This is a genomic window from Parahaliea mediterranea, assembly GCF_017255185.1.
GTDB lineage: Bacteria > Pseudomonadota > Gammaproteobacteria > Pseudomonadales > Halieaceae > JAFKCZ01.
In genome coordinates, this window is sequence record NZ_JAFKCZ010000012.1 from 23004 (window position 1) to 42853 (window position 19850).

A 19850-nucleotide genomic window follows, 5' to 3' on the forward strand; every position below is an offset into this window, starting at 1 on the left:
TGCGCCCTACAGCGGGCACAACCGGCGCCCACCCTGTAGGGTCGAATTCATTCGACCAACCCCGCCAAACGGCGGCGCAATGAATTGCGCCCTACATATCGTGCTGCTGGCACCAGGCCAGCAGCATTTCCCCCAGCTGCGTCCGGCGCTCGGTGGCGCGCTTGCCGGCGCGCAGGTCGGCGAACAATCGCGCCAGGGCGCGGCGATCCCGCTCATCCACCTGTTCCAAAAGGGCCTCGTCCAGGGCCAGGGCACTGCGATCGGCGTGGGTGCGATGGCACAACAGCCGGTGGTGCAACAGGGCCCGCCCCAGCAGCACAAAGGGAAAATTGAGATTGCGGCTGGGGCCCACCGTAAGCAACTTGCCCCCGGTGGGAATGCCCTTGATCTGTATGCGGGCAATCTCGTCGGCGTAACGCCGGGCACCGACGCCCCCTGAGATGGCTCCCACCGCGCCGCTGGTCAGGGTGGCGAGGCCACCCAGCAAGCCGCCGGTGGCGCCATCCACCACCATGCCGGCACCGCCGCCGAGCAGCGCCCCGGCCGACGAGGCCACCAGTGTCAGCGAAGTCCGGTTCAGGCCCCACAGGTACCAGTTTTCCACGTTGAACAGGTCGGAGTCCTCCAGCGCCAGTCCGCCCTCGCTGCGCTGCAGGTTGTGGTAGTGGTACACCTCCTCCACCCGCCGCCGGCAGCGGCGCTCCCGCTCGGCCAGTTGCCGGCGATAGCTCGCGGCCAGGGCTTGTTGCACCGGCTCGACGGGGGCGCCCTCCGGCAATCGCCGGGAGGTACTGAATCCGAGGGCGTCGACAATCAGGTCGGCGATCAGCAGGCTGGCGCCGTGGTGCTGGCCGGCGCGCTCGTCCTCGAGTACCTGCACCGCGCGGCGGAGCGCATCCTGCCAGTCGGGGTCCAGGTGGCCGAACAGCTCCAGCAACTCCAGTTGCTTGGCGTGTTCGGCGCGATGGGCGTCGAAGCTGCGCACGGTGCGGAAGAACTGGCCGAGGCCCGCGGACCATTCCTCGGCGTAGTCGTCGTTGTCGATGGGATTGATCACCGCCAGGCTCGGGCGCCCGGTCCAGCGCAGGATTTCCATTTCCGCTTCGTAGTCGGCGCCGAAGGGCACCGAGCCGTCCACCACGTAGATAATGCCGGCGCCCGCGACGATGGGCGCCAGCAGTTCGCATTCGTCGGCAAAACGCGGGTCGCCCCGGTGTTGCTCGACAAAATCGCGCACCGTTCGCGGCCGCGCGGCGGCGTCGACGCAGTGGGCCTGCAACCAGTCGAGTACCGCCCGCGCCCGCTGAATGCCCGGGGTGTCCACCAGTTGATACAGCGTCTCCCCGTTGACCTCCATCGGAAAGACCCGCGCCTTGCGGGTCGAGCCCGCCCTGGCGTCGATATACACCGAGTCGTCCCGGGCCAGGGTGGCCACGATGCTCGACTTGCCCTTATTGGGGCGCCCCACAACCGCGAAACTGGGCAGGCTCACGCGGCGGCCACCCGGTTCAGCAGGCGCACGTCGACCGCGGCGAAGGGCAGGCCGCGGGTGAAGGCCCGCCAATCCTCGACCTTCCGATGGGGCACGGCCTTGCCCGGCAGGGGCAAGAGGTAGAGCGTGCAGCGCGGAATCCCGCGCAGGGTTTCCAGCAGGTCCGCCAGCTCCGCCATCGGCGGCTCCCAGGACTTGACCACGACCAGCAGGTGATCGAAACCAGCGCCCGAGCGATCGTGCAAGCGCCGCCGGTCCTCCTCCAGGGTGCCGCGGCCGATCACCACGCTGTTGCCGGCGCCCACCGCCAGCAGCTCCTCAAAACCCGATGGCGGCTCGCCCGCGAGGGCGTCGCCCCAGTCCAGCAGCAGGAGCTTGCCGTCCAGCGTCACATCATGGGCTGGCGCGGTCGCGGCGGCCCCGCCCTTGTCGTCCGCCCCCTCCCCCGCCCGGGCCTGGGTCCGCACCAGGGGCTGGCGCATGCGGCTCAACACCAGCTCGGCGCCCGGGTAGCCCAGGAATGTACGGCGCAGCAGTCGCGGCGCAATCCAGCGCGCGACCAACCACAGCAGTATACGCGGCAGCAGCGCATAGCCGAGCAAGCACATAAAGAGAAACCCCCACCAGCCGCGCATGCTCTCGATGCCCACCCGGTCGAGGTCAACCAGGGCCGGATGGTAGCGGCTGTTGGCCACCACCTCCGGCGGCACCGTCGCCCCCGGCAACAGCGTCGACCAGGGCGCCGCCAGGGTATCGACCAGGCCCTGCATCACACCTTCGCCCAGGGGAAAGGTCGACCCCCAGACGAAACTGAAATCCGACAGCGCCGGCACCAGTACAAAGGCCAGTAGCGCGCCCAGGGTAAACAGGGCTCCCCACTCCTGGCCGAAGCGCAGGAACAGCAACCGCAGCACACCGCCAGCCTCCCGCAAGTAGCGGTCGTCGGGCAGGCTGCGCCCGGCCACCCAGCGCGCGGGGCTGGCGGGCAGCGCGGCCGGGACATGGCCGGAGGCCGTGCGCAACAGACCCACCGCCGCGCCCAGGCTGGCCAGGACCTGCAACACCACGAACACACCCAGCAGTATCAACACATTGACCAAGCCGCGGGCGCTGCCCAGCAGGAAACCGGCCATGGCGCCAAAGCCCAGCAGCGGGCACAACAGCCGCGACAGGTACAGTGCCACCGAGCCCTCGCGGCTATCCCTGTCACCTCGCGGCGCCAGGCGATCCAGCCAGTGCAACAACAGCTCGGGGTCGGCCCCGTGCCGGCAATCGGCGGCAATCGCATGGTCGCGCTGTTTCAGCTCGTCCAGGGGCCTTTCCCGGTCGCGTTCCAGCTGGTCCGCAAGCCGGTAGATATCCCGCAGGTCAGGGCGCGCTTTCATCACGCGCCGCCTTGTGTCCAGGCCTTGTGCTTGCGCCGGTCATTCACTTGAGTACCCTGTCTCCCCAATGTCGTAGGCGAACGTAGTAAGCTGCCGTAGTAAGCTAACATAGTAGGCTATAGGGTAATTGAGCCCGAGGGGAGTTGCCATCCATGCCGGACCGGAAGAAGTGGCCCATTCGCTGGGATCTGCTGGTGCGCTACCGTTTTATCGAAACCCTGGTACTGTGGGAGGGACGCCTGACCACCCGTCACCTCTGCGATACCTTCGGTATCGGCCGCCAGCAGGCCAGCAAGGACATCAACAATTACATCCGCGACATCGGCCCGGGCAACCTGGAGTACGACAAGTACCTCAAGGGTTATAAACCAACCCCGGGGTTCCAGCCCCGGGTAACCCGCGGCCTGGCGGACGAATACCTCCACCTGATGGCGCGCAACAACGAGCTGTCGAACGTGTTCGAGTCCCTGGCCCTCAACGTGGCCAATGTCGAGGTGCTGTCGGTGCCGGTGCGCGATGTGTCGCCGGCGGTCCTGCGGCCGATCATGCAGGCGGCGCGACAGCAACGGCGCCTGGAGGTGGACTATGTCTCGATCAACAACCCCGATCGCCAGGGGCGCATTATCGTCCCCCACACCCTGGTGTACACCGGCCTGCGCTGGCACGTGCGCGCCTGGTGCGAGAAGAACCGGGAGTACCGCGACTTCGTGTTGAGCCGATTCCGCGACGAGCCGGAGATCATGGAGCCGTCGGAACACGGCCTCGACGGCGACAGCGAATGGAACACCCCCGCCACCATCCGCGTGGTGCCGGACCCGCGACTGCGCCCCGACCAGCAACAGGTGGTGGCGGTGGACTACGGCATGGAAAACGGGGCCCTGGAAATCACCACCCGCGGCAAGCTCGTGCCCTACGCGCTCAAGCTCTTGCACATCGATCCGGTGGAATCGCGCGCCGGGGCCGAGGCGCAGCAGATCATCGTGGAAAACCTCGACGAGCTACGGCGCTGGCTTTTCGCCTGACGGGAACAGGCTCGCCGCGTCAGTAGACATCCCTGCGGTAGCGGCCCTCCAGGGTGAGCGCCTCCAGCCCGGCCTCTCCCAGCAGATCCAGCAGCAGGCGGTGGATGGCCGGCGCCATGCCCCGCGCGCTGCCGCAGACGTAGATCGCGGCGCCGGCGTCGAGCCAGGCGCGCAGCGGCTCCAACCGGTCGCGCAGCAGGTCCTGCACATAGCGCTGAGCGCCGCCGTCGCGGGAGAAAACGCGGTCCAGCCGTTCCAGGTGACCGCCGTCCCGCCAGGCCCCCAGTTCGGCGTCGAACAGGCGGTCGTGGCGCCGGGTGCGTTCGCCAAAAACCAGCCAGTTGCGCCGCGCCCCGAGACATTCGCGGTGGCGCAGGTGAGCGCGCAGGCCGGCAATACCGGAGCCGTTGCCAATGAGGATCATCGGCCGCTCCGCCGGCGGCGCGTGAAATGCGGGGTTGCCGCGCACATTCACCGTCACCGCCTGGCCTAGTGCAAGCCCCGCGGTAAGCCAGCCGGAGCCGATGCCCAAAGCACCGTCGTCCTTGCGCACCTGCCTGACCACCAGATCCAGCGTGCCGTCCCCCGGCAACGAGGCGATAGAGTATTCGCGCGTCACCACCGCCCCGCGTCCCACCGGGTCCGGAATCGAGAGCACGGCGATATCGCCGGCTTGCCAGTCAACGGGGCCCGACGCCGGGCAGGCAAGGCGCAGGTGAAACACCGGCGCCCCCGGCGAACCCGCGTTGAGCACCCGGCGCTCCACCAGGCGGCCGTCCCATGCGCCGCCAGCGGGTGGCGCCGGCACTGGCGCGACCGCGCCCTCGCCCACCCCGCAGGCGAGGAGCTGTTGCCGCCACGCGGCCAACTGCGTGTCCTGCAGGCGATCCACCATCACCGCATCGAACATGGCGCGGCCACCGTGTTCGCGCAGTCCCCGCTCCAGGGCAAGGCCGAAGCCGCAAAAATGGCGGTAATTACTGTCGCCCAGCGCCAGCACGGCGAAATGCAAATGGGACAGGTCGCGGCCGTTGGCGCCCCGGGTCCAACGGCGGGCAAAACGCAGGGCATTGTCCGGGGGCTCGCCCTCGCCGTAGGTGCTGACCACGAACAGCGCCAGGCTGGCGCCTTGCAAACGCCGGTCATCGATCTGGTTCAGGGGCTGGACCGCGACCGGCCCCTGACTGGCCAGTATCCCGGCCTGCCAGCGCGCGATCCGCTCCGCCTCCCCGCCCTGGCTGGCATAACCCACCAGCACCGCTCCCCGCTGCGGCAACGCCCCCCCGCGGGGGCGCACCAGGTAGTACCAACACAGCGCGGCATAGGCGAGCAGGGCCGCACCGGCCTGTAGCACTTGCGCGGCGGACACCTCCATATTAGAGCGGCAGCACCTCGAAGGTGGCGGCATAGGCGCCGCGACGCGCGGTGGCAGGGGCCCGCGCGCGGTCGTCGGCGTAGTCCGCCTCCAGGAAGTACATGCCCGCCCGCGGCCAGTCGATGACCACCAGGCCCGCCTCGTCAGCGGTGAGCTCGATCGCGAGCTGGCTGTCGCGGTAGCGCATGCCCGCCGCCAGCACGCTCACTTTGGCGCCAGCGGCGGGCTCGCCGTCGATAAGCAGCCGGAAGCTGGCCGGCTCACCGACGTAGAGGTCGTTGGGATGGGTCACCGGGACCAATTCCAGGCCGATGTTGCCCGGCGCCAGCGCAGTTTCATTGGGTTGGCCGGCGGTGACAAAGGTCTCGATCCGCCAGGAGCTCTGGGTGATCTTCAGGTCCTGCGCATCCATCGGGACCTCGCGTTCAAAGTCACCGGGGGCCGGGCTCGCGCCGCGACCGGGCCAGCGCCGGCGCTCGCCGTTCTCGGTCCAGGTGGCGGTGGGGCCGTTGCTGGCGCGGTAGACCTTGTAGGTGCCGGCCCGCGCCAGGGCGAGGTCGAAGGTGCTGCGGTACTTGCCCGTGTGGGGGTTTTGCAGGGCAACCGCCTCGCTATTGGGCCCGGCCACCTCGACACCCTCCAGCCCCAGGGCGTGATAGTCCGGATGGAAGATATCGTTGGAAATCGCGGCGTCGAAAGTGACCCAGGGGTCCTCGCTGGACAGTACCGTGGCGGCAGGCAGGATCCAGGCGCGATGGGCCTGGGCCGGCGCCACCAGGGAACTGAGGCCCGCCAGGATGGCGAGCGCGGCAAGGGTCTTGTTCATGTTCACTCCTATGTGTTTGCTGAAAAATTGGACTTACTGAAAGGTGGCGGCAAAACCGGCGCTCGACCTCGAGGGCGACGGCATGACCGTGCGCCGCGACCGAAGAGACACGGCACAACCCGGCTTACGGTGTACGGGGCTGTAGCGTCAACACCACCTCGCCCAGCTCTTGCCCGCCGGCGACACGCTGTTCACTGCCTTGTGCCGGCGGCCACTGGAAGGGAATCTCCAGCATTTCCCGGCCACCGACCTCGCGCGCGGCCTCCACCAGCAGGCGGTATTGCCCGGGCTGGAGGTCGGCGAGCTTGTCGCTGAACACAAATTCGTGCCGGCCCGGACCGCGCGTCGCGCCGCTCAGGCCATCCACCGGCAATGACAGGCTCCTGCCGGTGCGACGCCACCACTGGCGCATGTCCTTGAGCCACTTCTCGCCCTCCTCGTCCGCCATCGCCACGTCGTAGAGAACCGCCAGGTTGGCGGCCACCGAATTGTCCTCCCGGGCAACCCACAGGGCGATATAGGGGCGGTGGTACTCGGCGACGCGCAGGCGCGGCACCTCGAGATCGACCGACAGGCTTTGCGCGTTGGCGGCGGTGGTGCCCGCCAGGGCGAACGCGGCCAGTGCACGACTGAAACTTCGCGACATAACTTCCTCGATTAACGGTGGACGAACAGGATGGCCAGCAGCACCGGGATCACCAGCCCCAGCCCCGCCACCGGCCAGGTGGCGGGCCGCGCGGCGCCGTGGCGCAGCAACAGCCACAGGCCGGTTGCGGTAAAAACCAGGCAGGCGACGGAGAAAAGGTCGATAAACCATCGCCAGGCAACGCCGGTATTGCGCCCCTTGTGCAGGTCGTTGAGATAGGAGATCACACCGCGGTCGGTGTCCTCGTAAAGCAACTCGCCGGCGCGCAGGTCGATGGCCAGCCAGGCGTCTCCCCCGGGGCGCGGCATGGCCAGGTAGATTTCATCGACGCTCCACTGCGCCAGGCGGCCCCCGGTGGCGATGGCGCGCTCCCCGAGCCAGTGCCGCAACGCGGTGGGTAACCTCGCCTCCTCCGGGGCGCCCTCGGCGCCGGCCTGCTGTCGCAGCGACTGCAATAGCGCATCGGGCAGGGCCTGCTCCACGGTTGTGGTCACCGGTCTGGCCTCGATCTGCCCGGCGTGGTTCAGGGTGATGCCGGTTACCGCGAACAGCAGCAGACCGACCAGGCACAGGGCCGAACTGACCCAGTGCCACTGCCGGACGGAACCCAGCCAATCAGGTGTGCGTAATCTCGTCATGGTCGGAGATTATAAACACGAATCATTATCATTTGTACTTATCCCGGGTGTTTTTATTGGCATTGCCCCGCGACCCGGTTCCAGCGCGGAGCGACGCGGCGAAACCGCACCGGGGAACAGCCCCGCGCTACGCGTGTCCAAAGCGTTGTGGGAATCGCGGGGCAACCGCTACACTGCCACGTGGCCGGACAGCAGTAGCAGGTGAGTACGATGTCGTATCGAGGAGAGCTGGAAACAACGCGTCACGCCGGGCACTACAGCGAGGCTGGCTTCTGGCGCAAGCTGGGCCAATACGCCGGCGCCGCCGGGCGCGAACTGGTGGAGAAGGCCCTGCTGATGTACTACGCCGCCCGGCGCGACGAGACGCCGGCCTGGGCCAGGGCGACCATCTACGGCGCGCTGGGCTACTTCATCGCGCCCTTCGACGCCGTGGTCGACATCACCCCCGTGGTGGGCTACAGCGATGACCTCGGGGTCCTCGCACTGGCCTTCGTCACCGTGGCCCGCTACATCGACGATGGCGTCCGCGCGCAGGCCGCCGAACGCGCGCGGCGCTGGTTCGGCGACGACGCCTGAGCGACGGTCCGGTGTTTACCCTGTTGCGCCGCGGCCTCGTCATCGCCGCCTTTATCGCACTGCTGGCCAGCAATATCCTGACCCTGACCTGGAGCGCCGCCACCGCGGCCCTGTCGGGCCTGTTGGGCGCGCTCGGGGTGAGCACGGTTCACGCGCAACTGGAAACCCGCAATCGCACCCAGGCGCGCCAGCTGGCCGCGCAGAAAAAGCGCCTGGCCCTGCAGCAACGCCAGTTGCGCAAGGTGGGCGGCAATATACGCGCGCGCACCGTGAAATCCGCCGCGGCGAATATCGGCTCCCTGCCCGCCGAGGCGGTGCCCCTGCTGGGCTGGGCCGTGGTGGTGGGAGTCACCGCATACGAACTGACACTGGCCTGCGACAACCTGCGTGACCTCGATAGCCTGTACCGGGACATGGGTATCGACCCCGAGGCCGACCGGGAAGTCATGGACCTGATCTGCAATCCCGACCTGACCCGCGACGGCCGGCTCTGGACCGGGGCGCCGGAACGGCTGCATCGCGACTACGGCGCGTTCCAGGCCTGGTCGCGGGGACAGGCCAATGGCGAGGCGCCGCCCTGACAGGCCGCTGAAAAACCGCCTGCCAGGGCAATCGTTGAGACCCTACAGGGTCAGAATGATCTTGCCGATATGCCCACTGCTTTCCATCAGCGCGTGGGCCCCGGCGGCCTCCTCCAGGGGGAAGGTCCGCGCCACCACCGGCTGGAGCGCGCCTTCGACAAACAGCGGCCACACGTCGCGCCGCAGCGCATCGGCAATGCCGGCCTTGTATTCGGGCGACCTGGGGCGCAGCGTGGAGCCGGTCAGGGTCAGCCGCTTCGTCAACAGCGGCACGAAATTCACGCGGGTCTCGAAGCCCTGCAGGAAGGCAATATTGACGATACGGCCATCGGGGGCCGCGAGTTTCAGGTTGCGGTCGACGTAATCCCCGCCCACCATGTCCAGAATCACATCGACCCCCGCGCCGCCGGTGGCCTCGCGGAGCACCTCGACAAAATCCTGCTGCCGGTAGTTCACCGCCAGTTCCGCCCCCAGTTCCTCGCAGGCCCGGCATTTCTGCTCACTGCCCGCGGTGGCGAACACCCGCGCGCCGCGCGCGCGGGCGAGCTGGATGGCGCTCACGCCGATACCGGAACTGCCGCCGTGCACCAGCAGGCTCTCGCCCCGCCGCAGCGCGCCGCGCTCGAATACGTTGCTCCACACGGTGAAGTAGGTTTCCGGCAGGCCCGCCGCCGCCACGGCGTCCAGGCCGTCGGGGATTGGCAGGCACTGCCCGGCGGGTGCCGCCGCGTAGGCCGCGTAACCGCCGCCATTGGTAAGGGCGCACACCGGGTCGCCGACCCGCCAGCCCGTCACCCCTTCGCCCAGCGCCGCCACACACCCGGCCACCTCGAGGCCGGGCAGGTCGGAGGCGCCGGCAGGCGGCGGGTAGCGACCCTGTCGCTGGGCCACGTCGGGCCGATTGACACCGGCGGCGGCCACCTCGATCAACAGCTGGCCGGGGCCGGGTTGCGGCACTGGCCTTTGGGCTGGCGTCAGGACCTCGGGGCCACCGGCGGTGGCGATTTCAACGCAGCGCATCGCTGCGGGGACAGGCTTGGGCGTTGTGGAAGACATGGCACGGCTCCTGGAACGAACCGCCGCATTCTGGCATAAACCAGCGCGGGCTTACGAGTCCGGCGCCGCCGCGCGCGCAAAGCGTTGGTAGACTTGCAGCTGGGCGTCGACGAACTCCGGCGCCAGGGGCGTCTGCACATCGTCCGCCACCGCGCCCCCCAGCCCCCGCGGCCAGTGAGCCAGGTAGGCCCCGCCCTGCTCGGAAGCCAGGAAATTTTCCGCGCCGGCGGCGGCGTCCACCGCCAGCTCCCAGTTGTTCTCGCGCATCGCCACCCCCAGTCGCGGATGTGGATGGGCGGCGAGACCGGTCAGCATCCGCAGGCTGTGGGCATCCAGCGGGCGATAGGCCGACACCACAAGTCTGGAGTCGATATTTGGCGCCAGCGCCGCCAGCATATAGCCGTCGCGCTCCAGGGTGACCAGTTCTCGGTCCAGGGGCACCGCGTCGAGCTCGAGCCACCAGTGCTCGGAACTTGCCACCCGGTTCTCCGGCACCGCTTTTGCAACACTGGCCACCGGGGGCTCCGCCACCAGCTGCTGCAGCAACCGCTGCATGGCGTATTCCAGGCCCAGCCAGTCCGCGCCGGGTTGGGCACTGCACAACTGCAACCAGTAAAGCAGGCGCGCCACCGGGGGATCATCGGAATGCTCAATGGCTTCAACCCGCAGGTCGCTGGGCAGGGGGTAGGGAATCGGCGGCAGGCCAAGACGGCCTAGGACTTCGGACTGGCTGGTGTTGTCGATATATTCCCGCATGCGTCGCCCCTCCATGAGCTGATTCACGCACTGTACAGATTGCCGCTTGAGTCCTTTGCATACGTGCTCAAGGCTGTTGCTTGGGCGCGCAGGCTGTTGCCTCGGAACTCAAGGCTGCCGCTGGCGGGTGTCCTTCCGCGCCAACAACAGCTACCTATCAAGGTACTCCAGGACTGGAAAATTGCAAGGCCCCGATCGGGATTGTGCGGCGGCGCTCACACTGGCTCCGCGCGCGATCGCCGCGCGCGGGTGGCCGAATGAATTCGGCCCTACACGGACACGTTCCCAGCCAGTTGAGAGCCGAGGGAGCGCCTATCGACCATGGATCCGACCGGCTCAGGACTTGAACAGCGAACCCGCCGCGTTCATCAGGCCGCCCAGGCCACCGACCGAGGACAGCAGATTGCCGCCGCTGCTGGCCTTGTCCATCAGCTGGGGCAGGACCTCCGACAGGCCCTGGGCCGCGCTGCCGGTGTCGGTGCCGACCTGACCGGCAAAGTCGGACACCCGGCCCTCCCCCAACAAGCCCAGAATGCTGTCCGCCGAGATCGGACTGTTGGACCCGTCACCCAGCCAGGAGCCGAGAATCGCCTCGAGGCCTCCGTTTTCGGTCATCCGGCTGGCCAATCCGGCGAGGTCCAGGTTGCCCTGCCCATCGCCCAGCAGTTGGCCCAGTGCGGCGGTAATGGTGGCGGGGTCGACATTCAGGCCCAGTTTTTCCGACAACAGCTGGGCGCCCATTTCAATCAGGTCCATGGTCTGCTCCTCTCGCAGTATGTAGTCAAGACCACCGGATTATAACCGAGGTTCCAGCCCGGCAGGCTGATTAAAAACAGCCTGCGTCATTGGCCGCGCCTACCCGGGACAAATCAAGGTGGCCCAGCTCTAGCTCCGCAACTTCTGCAGCATATCCACCGGCAGGGGGAAGACGATGGTGGAACTTTTGTCGCCGGCGATTTCCACCAGCGTTTGCAGGTAGCGCAGCTGTATGGCCTGGTCCTGGGTGGAGAGCGTCTCGGCGGCGTTGGCGAGTTTCTCCGCCGCCTCGGATTCGCCCAGGGCGTGGATCACCTTGGCCCGGCGCTCGCGCTCGGCCTCCGCCTGCTTGGCGATGGCCCGCACCATGGACTCGTTGAGATCCACGTGCTTGATCTCCACATTGGCCACCTTGATGCCCCAGGCCTCGGTCTGCTTGTCGAGGATGTGCTGGATGTCGTTGTTGAGCTTGTCGCGTTCCGCCAGCATGTCGTCCAGCTCGTGCTGGCCCAGCACCGAGCGCAGGGTGGTCTGGGACAACTGGCTGGTGGCCTCCAGGTAATTCTCCACCTGGATGATGGCCCGCTCCGGGTCCATGACGCGGAAATAGATCACCGCGTTGACCTGCACCGACACATTGTCCCGGGAAATCACGTCCTGGGTGGGCACATCCATGACCACGGTGCGCAAATCCACCCGCACCATTTGCTGCAGCACGGGGATGATGATGATCAGGCCGGGCCCCTTGACCTTGTAAAAGCGGCCCAGCATGAAAATCACGCCGCGCTCGTACTCGCGCAGCACGCGGAACATGGAAACCAGCAGGCCGATCACCAGAAACAGCAGCATGGCCCCAAAATACTCGAATTCAAACATCTGTCGCTCTCCCTCCGGTTTTGCGTACCTCGACGGTCAGGCCGTCGACGGCGGTAACCTCCACCTCGTCCTCGGGCGCCAGGTCGACGTCGCCGCGGGCATGCCACAACTCGCCGTCGAGCCACACATAGGCGTCGCTGCCTTCGCTGCGCTGCACCACCGCGCGCTGCCCCAGCAGTCGCTCCACCCCGCTGACCAGGGCCCGGCTGCGGCTCCTGGCCAGCATCCCCAGGGCGAAGATCAACAGCCCCGCGCTGAACACGGTTATGGCGATGATCATCGGCAACGCCACCTGGTAAGCGGGCAGCTCGGTATCCATGAGCATGATCGAGCCCACCACGAAAGCCACGATCCCCCCCAGGCCGAGAATCCCGAAACTCGGGGCGAAGGCCTCCGCCGCCATCAGGGCCACGCCCAACAGGATCAAGCCCAGCCCCGCGTAACTCACCGGCAGTACCTGGAAGGCGTACATCGCCAGCAGCAGGCTCACCGCCCCCACGACTCCCGGCAGGCCGACTCCCGGGTTGTAAAATTCGATCAACAGGCCATAGATGCCCGCCAGCATCAGCAGGTAGGCGATATTGGGGTTGGTAATGACCGCCAGGAACTCGCTGCGCCAGTCCACGGCGTGCTCGTGCAGGGCCACGCCCTCGGTGGCCAGGGTGAGGCCGCGGTCGCCGACCGTGACCTCGCGCCCGTCGAGCGCCGCCAGCAAATCCTCGCGCGAATCCGCCACCAGGTCGATGACGCCCAGCTCGAGCGCCGCGGACGCCGGCAGGCTCGCCCCTTCGCGGACCGCTTTTTCAGCCCAGGCGGCATTGCGTCCACGCAACTCCGCCAGACCCTGGATATAGGCCACCGCGTCATTGATAACCTTGCGTTCCATGGCCGTGCCCGGTTGCGGCGACGCCGGCGCGTCGGCGCCTTTGCCCTTGCCGTCGCGCACTTCGCCCTCACCCCCTTCTCCCTCACTCCCGCCGCCGTCCTCGCGGCGCTCGTCGCGGGCTTGCGGCAGGCTCGGCGGCCCGGGCGTGCCCATCTGCACCGGCGTGGCCGCACCGAGATTGGTGCCCGGGGCCATCGCGGCTATATGGGTGGCGTAGAGGATATAGGTACCGGCGCTGGCGGCCCGGGCGCCACTGGGGGCCACGTAGCCAACCACCGGCAACGGCGCGGCCAGGATCGACTTGACCATGTCGCGCATCGCGGAATCGAGCCCCCCGGGCGTATCGATGCGCAGGATCACCAGGCTGGCCCCGGCCTCCGCCGCGGCCTCGATCCCGCGGATCATGTGATCGGCCGTGGCCGGCCCCACCGCGCCCTCGATGCTCACCTGCCAGATGGCACCGGGAGGCGGCTGCGCCGCGGCCAGGCCCGGTGCGACCCACAGCAAGCCGTATAGCAGCAGGCCCAGTAGCCGTGTCACGCTGTTATCTTTCGCTGGCACATATCCCGAAGTATAGGCCAGCCGCGCCACTGCGCGTCAATCCCTCAGCAGGCGCAGCTCCCCGTCGATGTGCAGGTCCCGCTGGGGGAAGGCAATAACCACGCCATGCTCGCGAAACAGCGCATCGATGCTGAAGCGCAAGTCGCTGCGTATCATGCGCAGGCCCCGATCAGCGGTGGCATAAATCCAGATATTGAGTTCGAAAATCAGGGCGCTGTCGCCAAAATCGTCGAAAATCACCATGCTCTCGGGTGTCTTCAAGACATCGGGGTGTTCCGCCGCGGCCTGGGCGATCAGGCGCTCGGTGAGGCGCACGTCGGAACCGTAGGCCACCCCCACCCGCACCGTGGTGCGCACCAGGCTGTCCACCAGGGTCCAGTTGGTGACCGTGTTTTCGAGCAGCTGGCTATTGGGAATCAGCAAATGCACGCCGTCCACGCGGCGAATGCGGGTGGAGCGGGTGTTGATCGCCTCGACACTGCCGCGCACCTCGCCGAGTTCGAGGAAGTCGCCGATCTTGATCGGCCGCTCCCACATCAGTATCCAGCCGCTGATGAAGTTGTTGATGATGTTCTGGGCACCGAAACCCACGCCGATCGCCACCGCGCCGGAAATAAAGGCGAAGGCGGTCAGCGGCACGCTCAACATGTCCAGGGTGACCAGGCCCAGCAATACCAGGCCCAGGATGAGGTAGGCCCGCGACACCAGCTGGATGGCGTTGGGGTCGATGCCACGCCCGCCCATCTGTTTGCGGATAAAACGGGCGCTCCACAGCACAAAGCCGCTGCCCGCCAGGACAAAGGCCAGGACCGTGAGTATCCTGGCCAGGTCGATGCTGATATCGCCGAGTACGATGATCGGGGTGTGAAGGATGTGTCGTAATTCTTCCATGCTATGATCCAGGGCAAACAAGCCAGAAGTGTTTACCATGATACGAGCCAAGTTACTATCCGCCGACGGCGAACAGCAAACGGGCGATGTGCATCTGGTGGAGCGGTGGCGCGCCGCGGACGGCGATGTCCTGTGGCTCGATATCGAGGGCGAGATCACGCCGCAGGTCCGCGAGCTGTTGCTGTCACTGGGCTGTGACGAGCTCGCCATCACCGACAGCGCCCGCCTCCGCCACCCGCCGAAGATCGAGGCTTTCGCCGACTATACCTTCGTGTTGTTTCGGGGGATTGCCAGCATCGATGACGAGTTGACCCTGGTACCCCAGCAAGTGGGGCTGTGGGTCGCCGACAACTGCCTGATTTCCGTGCACCGGGGGCTGTCGGTCAGCGTCAATCACTTCTGGGAGGAGGACCCCGCCGAACGCTCCCTCGCCTCGCCCCCCACCCTGGCCCTGCGCCTGCTGCATTTCGCCAGCGGCCGCTACCTCGACCGGGTGCTGCAATTCGAGGACACCCTGGGCGAGCTGGAGGACGCGCTGCTGGCGGGTGAATCCGACGAGGTGATGAAGGAACTGGTGGCCTATCGCTCCCGGCTGCGCAAGCTGCGGCGGATCTTCAGTTACCACCAGCGCATGACCGAGCAACTGCTGCACCAGGGCACCCCTCACCTGGGGAGCGGCGATGACGACAGCCACCACCTGCGGCGCGATCTCTACGACCGCTGTGAACGGCTCTACAGCCTGTGCAACATGTACTACGAAATCTGCGGCGACCTGGTGGAAGGCTATATCTCCATCAGCTCCCACCAGCTCAACAACACCATGAAAATCCTCACCATCATCACCGCGATTTTCGTGCCGCTGAGTTTCCTCGCCGGGCTCTACGGCATGAATTTCGATCACATGCCCGAGCTTCACCTGCGCTTCGGCTACTTCGGGGTGCTGCTGGTTATGGCCGGCGTCGCCTGCGCGATGTTGCTGCTGTTCCGGCGCATCAAGTGGCTGTAGGGGCGCGCCGATACAGCCACAAGCCAGGCGGGTTCCAGACCCGCCCGGTCAATGCCCGGCGGCCGCTCGGGCCGATCCGTTCCCGGAAGGCCCGGCCAGCTCGCGAAGTATAATGTCCCAGTGGTCGAGGGCGTCGAAAAAAGCCTTCTTCGGCACGCGCTCGTTCAAGCCGTGGGCGAACATCTCGTCCGGGTCCATGAAGATTCCGCTAACCGCCCAGGTGGGAATGCCCGCCTTGCGAAAGTGCATGCCATCGGTACCGCCGGATTCCATATAGGCGATCAGGGGCACACCCGGGTAGCGGCCGTGCACCGCCTTGCCCACCGCCGCCACCACGTCTTGCCGCAATTCGGAAATGGGGCTCTCGGTGGGATCCCCTAGCAGATTGAACGCGATGGCGTCGTCGGCCACCACCTGACGCAGGGCTCGCTCGACATCGGCCACCGATTCGCCCGGAAATATGCGGCAGTTCACGGTTGCGGTGGCGGACTGGGGCAAGGCGTTCTCGGCGTGCCCCGCGTCCAGCATGGTCACCACGCAGGTGGTGCGGGTGGTGCCGACGTAGGACGGCTCGCGCGCCAGGCGCGCCGCGGCCTCCGCGTCGCCCGGATCATAGGCGAAGCGAACCATCGCCTCGCCCAGCTCGCCGCCCAGGCGCTGCCCCGTCTCCTGGAAGTAGGCCAGGGTCATCTCGCTCCACTTTGCGGGGAATTTGTGGCGCTGAATCCTGCCAATGGCGGCGGCCAGGTCATAGATGGCGTTGTCCTCGCGCGGGCGCGAGCTGTGGCCGCCCGGATTGCGCGCGGTGATCTCCCAGGTGGCATAGGTCTTCTCCGCCGCCTGGATGTTATAGGTCACCGCCCGCCCCCGCTTGTCCAAATCGCCGCCCCCGGCATCGGAATTGAGCGCGAAAGCCGCCTTTGCCAGATCCGGCCGCTCGTAGGCCAGCATGCGCGTGGTGCTCATGCCGCTCTCCTCGTCGCCGGAGAAGACCAGGTAGAGATCCCGGGTGGGCACGAATCCCGCCCGCTTGAGGCGGATAAAAGTCGCGGTGAGCTGGGCGATGCCGAACTTGTTGTCGATGGTCCCCCGGCCATAGAAATAGCTGTCGTCGCTGGTGAGCTCGAAAGGCGGGCGCTCCCAGTCGCTGGCGCGGGCTTCCACCACGTCCATGTGCCCCAGCAGCAGGATCGGCGCGTCGGCGGATTGGCCATCGCCGCGATAGCGGGCCACCAGGGCGGCGAAGGGTCCCTTCATCAGGACTTCCACATCCTCCCCCGGGAATCCCGCCTCGGTGAGCTGCGCCGCGAGATAGCGCGCCACTTTCGGGGTGTTGCCGCTATGCTTGGAAGTGTCCACCTCCACGATGGTGCGATAGATCTCCAGGGTTTTATTGGCGTGTTCGGTCAACACGGGCTGCTCCGCGGCGGCGGCCCAAGGCTGGCACAGTAGCAGGGCGAGCAGGCAGGTCATTCGCTTCATCGACGCGACTCCGGGCAAAGACTGCATTGTAGGACCAAATGGCGCGTGCGTCATGACCGGGACTTTGCAAGCCGCCGCGCAAGGACTAAGGTTAAACGAGGTCCGCACGACAAGGATAACAGCAATGCGACGCATCCCCATGGCCGACGCCGGCTTTCTCTACATGGAACGACGCCAGACCCCCATGCACGTGGGCGGCCTGCACCTGTTCACCCTGCCCACCGGCGTCGACGAGGCCCGCTTCCTGCTGGAAGTGAAAGAGGTGCTGCGCCTCGAGGAGGCCTACCGGCGCCCCTTTGGCGAATTCGTGGCCACTGGTCGCGCCGGTCACCTGGGGCCGCTGTACTGGGAACAGGACGGCAATTTCGACATCGACTATCACGTGCGCCACTCGGCGCTGCCGAAGCCGGGGCGCTTTCGCGAGCTGTTCATGCTGATATCGCGCCTGCACGGCACGCTGCTGGATCGCAACCGCCCGCTGTGGGAGATACACCTGATCGAGGGCCTGCAGAAACGCCAGTTCGCCATGTACCAGAAGATCCACCACGCCGCCACCGATGGCGTCGGGGCGATGCACATGATCAGCGCGATGTACTCCACCCGCAAATCCGACAAGGCCAGCCATTCCCCGTTCTCGCTGGAGGCCTACGAGGCTTACAAGGCCCAGCGGCGAACGGCGCAACAGGAGCGGGTGACACCCCGCGGCGCGGAACTGCGCAATGTGCTGGACGTGCTGCGCGGCCAGCTGGACACCACGGCCAATTTACTGGGCGCGTTTCGCCGTTTTGGCGGCGCCTTCATCGGCGGCGGCGATGGCCTGGCGGTACCCTGGCACCGGATTCCCCACACCTCGATGAATGCGCAGGTCACCGGCTCCCGCCGCTTCGTGGCCCAGAGCTGGGACTTCGAGCGCGTGCGGGCGGTGTGCAAGGCGCTGGATGGCACGGTAAACGACGTGGTGTTGGCCATGTGTGGCTCGGCGCTTCGGCGCTACCTGCAGGCACAGAACGAGCTGCCCCGGCATTCACTCAAGGCGATGACACCGGTGTCGCTGCGCGAGGAGGACGACCTCGATTCCGCCAATGCGGTGGGCTTTATGGTCGCCGACCTCGCCACCAATCTCGACGACCCCGAGGCCCGCCTGCGCCGGGTGCAGGAGTCGATGACCGCCGGCAAGGAGCTGCTGCAAAGCCTGTCGCGGCGCGAGGCCATGCTGTTCATGCAGATTACCCAGGTGCCGGCGCTGTTGACCTCGGTGATGGGCCTGGCCACCAAGTTCCCCGCCTTCAGTACGGTGATTTCCAACGTCCCGGGCCCGCGCGAGCAGCTGTACTGGAACGGCGCCCGCCTGGAGGGCATGTACCCGGCGTCGATTGTGTTCGATGGCTTCGCGATGAACATCACCCTGGTGAGCTACAACAAGCAACTGGACTTCGGCATTGTCGCCTGCCGGCGCTCGGTGCCGCAGGTGCAGCGCCTGATCGACTACCTGGAGGAGTCGCTGCGGGAGCTGGAGCAGGTTGCCGGCATTCCAGCCGCGGCACCTAAACGTAAGGCCAAGAGTGCAAGGAAGGCGACAGTCCGGAGTAACAGCAAGGGCAAAGCATCCGCGACTGGCAAGGCGAAAACCCAGGCCCGGAGCAATGCAACCAGCTAGCCATTTGGGTTACTTTACAGTGGCAAAGGTCTTCTTTGGTCGGCAAGGGTTTGCGACTTCGCAAGTCGGGCCGGAAGGCGGGTTGGGGTCCGAACGGCCACTGGTCTTGTCATCACCTCCGGGCCGCTGCGCAACTCAACCATTTTTGCTGCGCAAAAATTGGGATTCGACCAGTGCTCGCGGTAAAGCCCCCTCCGGTGATGACAAGCCCTAAAAGCGTGGCCTGATTGTTCGAACCCCAACCCGCCTCCCGTCCCTCTCTACGGAGCGAGATTCAATATCATGTGATTTATATACCCCAACTGGCTACATGCTGCGTAGGTAGGGCCGGGGCGTGGAAGCACCTCTTCGAACAATCAGGCCACCGCTTTCGTTTTCCATATCTAAATCGTCCCCTCCGCAAAAGTATCACAGCGGGAAAAATCACCACTGTCGAAGCCCACGCGAAACCAGCGCACACGCTGTTGCGAAGTGCCGTGGGTAAAACTGTCCGGCACCACCTCCCTGCCCGCCTCCCGCTGCAGGCGATCGTCGCCGATCGCCGAAGCGGCACGCAGGGCTTCCTCGAGGTCACCGGGGTCGAGCAGCTGGCGCTGCGTATTCGCCGCGTGCCCCCAAAGGCCGGCGAAACAATCCGCCTGCAGCTCCTGGCGCACCGAAAGCGCATTGACCGCCGCCTGGCTCTTGCCGCGGCCGGCCGCGCGCACCTGCTGGCTGATGCCCAGCAGGGTCTGCACGTGATGGCCCACCTCGTGAGCGATCACGTAGGCCTGGGCGAAATCCCCGGGCGCGCCGTGACGGTCCCTGAGGTCGCCGAAAAAAGACAGGTCGATGTAGAGCTGCTGGTCCCCCGGGCAGTAAAACGGCCCAACCGCCGCAGAGGCCATCCCGCAGGCCGAATTCACCCGTCCCGAGAACAGCACCAGCGTGGGCTCCCGATAGCTGCCCCCCTGTTCCTGGAAAATCGCGTGCCAGGTATCCTCGGTATCCGCCAGCACCACCGCGGTGAAATCCGCCAGCTCCCGCTCACGGGCGCTCAGCTGCGCCGGGGCGGTGGCGCCGCCGCTGCCCGCGCCGCCGCCCAGAAACAGCGACAGCACATCCACCCCCAACATGCGCCCACCGACAACCACCAGGACACCGACAATCAGGATACTGCGCCCGGTCTTGCTGCGGATCAGCGCCGGCAGGAAGCGCAGCAGCGCCGGCGCCGCGGCGGCCGCCCTTCCGTAGGACGGCGTCTGGCCGCGTCGGTCATCGATGTTGCTGCTGCGCCTGCCGCTTTTCCAACGCATGGCTGTCACTCCCGGGATCACTTGCATACATTAGCACCTGCCCCGGTGGTGGCAAGCGGTAACAAAGCTGCTTAAGATGTTCCCCTT

The 19850-nt window shown here is 66.7% G+C and carries 19 protein-coding genes; 5 read left to right on the plus strand and 14 right to left on the minus strand.

What is annotated here, in order from left to right; translation table 11 throughout:
• Nucleotides 1–91 precede the first annotated feature (91 nt).
• Nucleotides 92–1492, minus strand: coding sequence for a DUF3482 domain-containing protein (locus tag JYP50_RS15800; RefSeq protein ID WP_206561524.1), 1401 nt, complete (start codon nt 1490–1492; stop codon nt 92–94).
• Nucleotides 1489–2877: a DUF2868 domain-containing protein gene (locus JYP50_RS15805; RefSeq protein ID WP_206561525.1), complete on the minus strand. Its 1389-nt coding sequence runs from the start codon at nt 2875–2877 to the stop codon at nt 1489–1491. Before JYP50_RS15805 ends, JYP50_RS15800 begins: the two co-directional genes overlap by 4 nt.
• Before the next feature lie 152 nt (nt 2878–3029).
• On the opposite strand from JYP50_RS15805, the gene JYP50_RS15810 reads away from it, so the two are divergent.
• The gene (locus JYP50_RS15810) at nt 3030–3899 is read left to right on the plus strand and encodes a helix-turn-helix transcriptional regulator (RefSeq protein ID WP_206561526.1); all 870 of its coding nucleotides are present in this window, start codon (nt 3030–3032) and stop codon (nt 3897–3899) included.
• Nucleotides 3900–3918: 19 nt separating this feature from the next.
• Here the strand turns inward: JYP50_RS15810 and JYP50_RS15815 are convergent, their stop codons facing one another.
• The 4 genes from JYP50_RS15815 to JYP50_RS15830 all read right to left on the minus strand — a co-directional run bounded on the left by JYP50_RS15815 (nt 3919) and on the right by JYP50_RS15830 (nt 7384).
• Nucleotides 3919–5274 (minus strand): sulfite reductase subunit alpha, encoded by a 1356-nt coding sequence (locus JYP50_RS15815; protein ID WP_206561527.1) that lies wholly within the window; start codon nt 5272–5274, stop codon nt 3919–3921.
• A 1-nt stretch (nt 5275) separates the two neighbouring features.
• Nucleotides 5276–6100 (minus strand): DUF4198 domain-containing protein, encoded by an 825-nt coding sequence (locus JYP50_RS15820; RefSeq protein WP_206561528.1) that lies wholly within the window; start codon nt 6098–6100, stop codon nt 5276–5278.
• A gap of 124 nt (nt 6101–6224) precedes the next feature.
• A complete protein-coding gene (locus JYP50_RS15825) occupies nt 6225–6746 on the minus strand; it encodes a DUF2271 domain-containing protein (RefSeq protein WP_206561529.1) in 522 nt (173 codons plus the stop codon).
• 11 nt (nt 6747–6757) lie between these two features.
• A complete protein-coding gene (locus JYP50_RS15830) occupies nt 6758–7384 on the minus strand; it encodes a PepSY-associated TM helix domain-containing protein (RefSeq protein ID WP_206561530.1) in 627 nt (208 codons plus the stop codon).
• A 210-nt stretch (nt 7385–7594) separates the two neighbouring features.
• Between JYP50_RS15830 and JYP50_RS15835 the strand changes: the two genes are divergently transcribed.
• Together JYP50_RS15835 and JYP50_RS15840 are read left to right on the plus strand one after the other, a co-directional pair.
• Nucleotides 7595–7960 carry a YkvA family protein gene (locus JYP50_RS15835; protein ID WP_206561531.1) on the plus strand — a complete coding sequence of 122 codons (366 nt, stop codon included), beginning with the start codon at nt 7595–7597 and terminating at the stop codon, nt 7958–7960.
• A gap of 11 nt (nt 7961–7971) precedes the next feature.
• A complete protein-coding gene (locus JYP50_RS15840) occupies nt 7972–8541 on the plus strand; it encodes a hypothetical protein (protein WP_206561532.1) in 570 nt (189 codons plus the stop codon).
• A gap of 42 nt (nt 8542–8583) precedes the next feature.
• On the opposite strand, the gene JYP50_RS15845 is transcribed toward JYP50_RS15840, so the two are convergent.
• From JYP50_RS15845 to JYP50_RS15870, 6 genes are all read right to left on the minus strand, one after another.
• A complete protein-coding gene (locus JYP50_RS15845; RefSeq protein ID WP_347136818.1) occupies nt 8584–9597 on the minus strand; it encodes an NAD(P)H-quinone oxidoreductase in 1014 nt (337 codons plus the stop codon).
• A 51-nt stretch (nt 9598–9648) separates the two neighbouring features.
• Entirely contained in the window at nt 9649–10353 is a 705-nt protein-coding gene (locus JYP50_RS15850) for a hypothetical protein (protein WP_206561533.1), read from the minus strand.
• 336 nt (nt 10354–10689) lie between these two features.
• Nucleotides 10690–11109 carry a YidB family protein gene (locus JYP50_RS15855; protein ID WP_206561534.1) on the minus strand — a complete coding sequence of 140 codons (420 nt, stop codon included), beginning with the start codon at nt 11107–11109 and terminating at the stop codon, nt 10690–10692.
• A 129-nt stretch (nt 11110–11238) separates the two neighbouring features.
• The gene (locus tag JYP50_RS15860) at nt 11239–11985 is read right to left on the minus strand and encodes a slipin family protein (RefSeq protein ID WP_206561535.1); all 747 of its coding nucleotides are present in this window, start codon (nt 11983–11985) and stop codon (nt 11239–11241) included.
• Nucleotides 11978–13411 (minus strand): NfeD family protein, encoded by a 1434-nt coding sequence (locus JYP50_RS15865; RefSeq protein ID WP_347136820.1) that lies wholly within the window; start codon nt 13409–13411, stop codon nt 11978–11980. Before JYP50_RS15865 ends, JYP50_RS15860 begins: the two co-directional genes overlap by 8 nt.
• A gap of 57 nt (nt 13412–13468) precedes the next feature.
• The gene (locus JYP50_RS15870; protein ID WP_206561536.1) at nt 13469–14323 is read right to left on the minus strand and encodes a mechanosensitive ion channel family protein; all 855 of its coding nucleotides are present in this window, start codon (nt 14321–14323) and stop codon (nt 13469–13471) included.
• A gap of 37 nt (nt 14324–14360) precedes the next feature.
• Between JYP50_RS15870 and JYP50_RS15875 the strand changes: the two genes are divergently transcribed.
• On the plus strand, nt 14361–15329 hold the full coding sequence (locus JYP50_RS15875) for a magnesium transporter CorA family protein (RefSeq protein ID WP_206561537.1): 969 nt from the start codon (nt 14361–14363) through the stop codon (nt 15327–15329).
• A 48-nt stretch (nt 15330–15377) separates the two neighbouring features.
• Here the strand turns inward: JYP50_RS15875 and JYP50_RS15880 are convergent, their stop codons facing one another.
• Entirely contained in the window at nt 15378–16811 is a 1434-nt protein-coding gene (locus tag JYP50_RS15880) for a M20/M25/M40 family metallo-hydrolase (RefSeq protein WP_241263210.1), read from the minus strand.
• Nucleotides 16812–16935: 124 nt separating this feature from the next.
• Between JYP50_RS15880 and JYP50_RS15885 the strand changes: the two genes are divergently transcribed.
• Complete coding sequence (locus JYP50_RS15885; protein ID WP_241263211.1) at nt 16936–18468, plus strand: WS/DGAT/MGAT family O-acyltransferase; 1533 nt, start codon at nt 16936–16938, stop codon at nt 18466–18468.
• Nucleotides 18469–18851: 383 nt separating this feature from the next.
• Here the strand turns inward: JYP50_RS15885 and ypfJ are convergent, their stop codons facing one another.
• Nucleotides 18852–19763, minus strand: a complete 912-nt coding sequence (gene ypfJ, locus JYP50_RS15890; RefSeq protein ID WP_206561538.1) for a KPN_02809 family neutral zinc metallopeptidase — start codon at nt 19761–19763, stop codon at nt 18852–18854.
• Nucleotides 19764–19850: the final 87 nt, after the last annotated feature.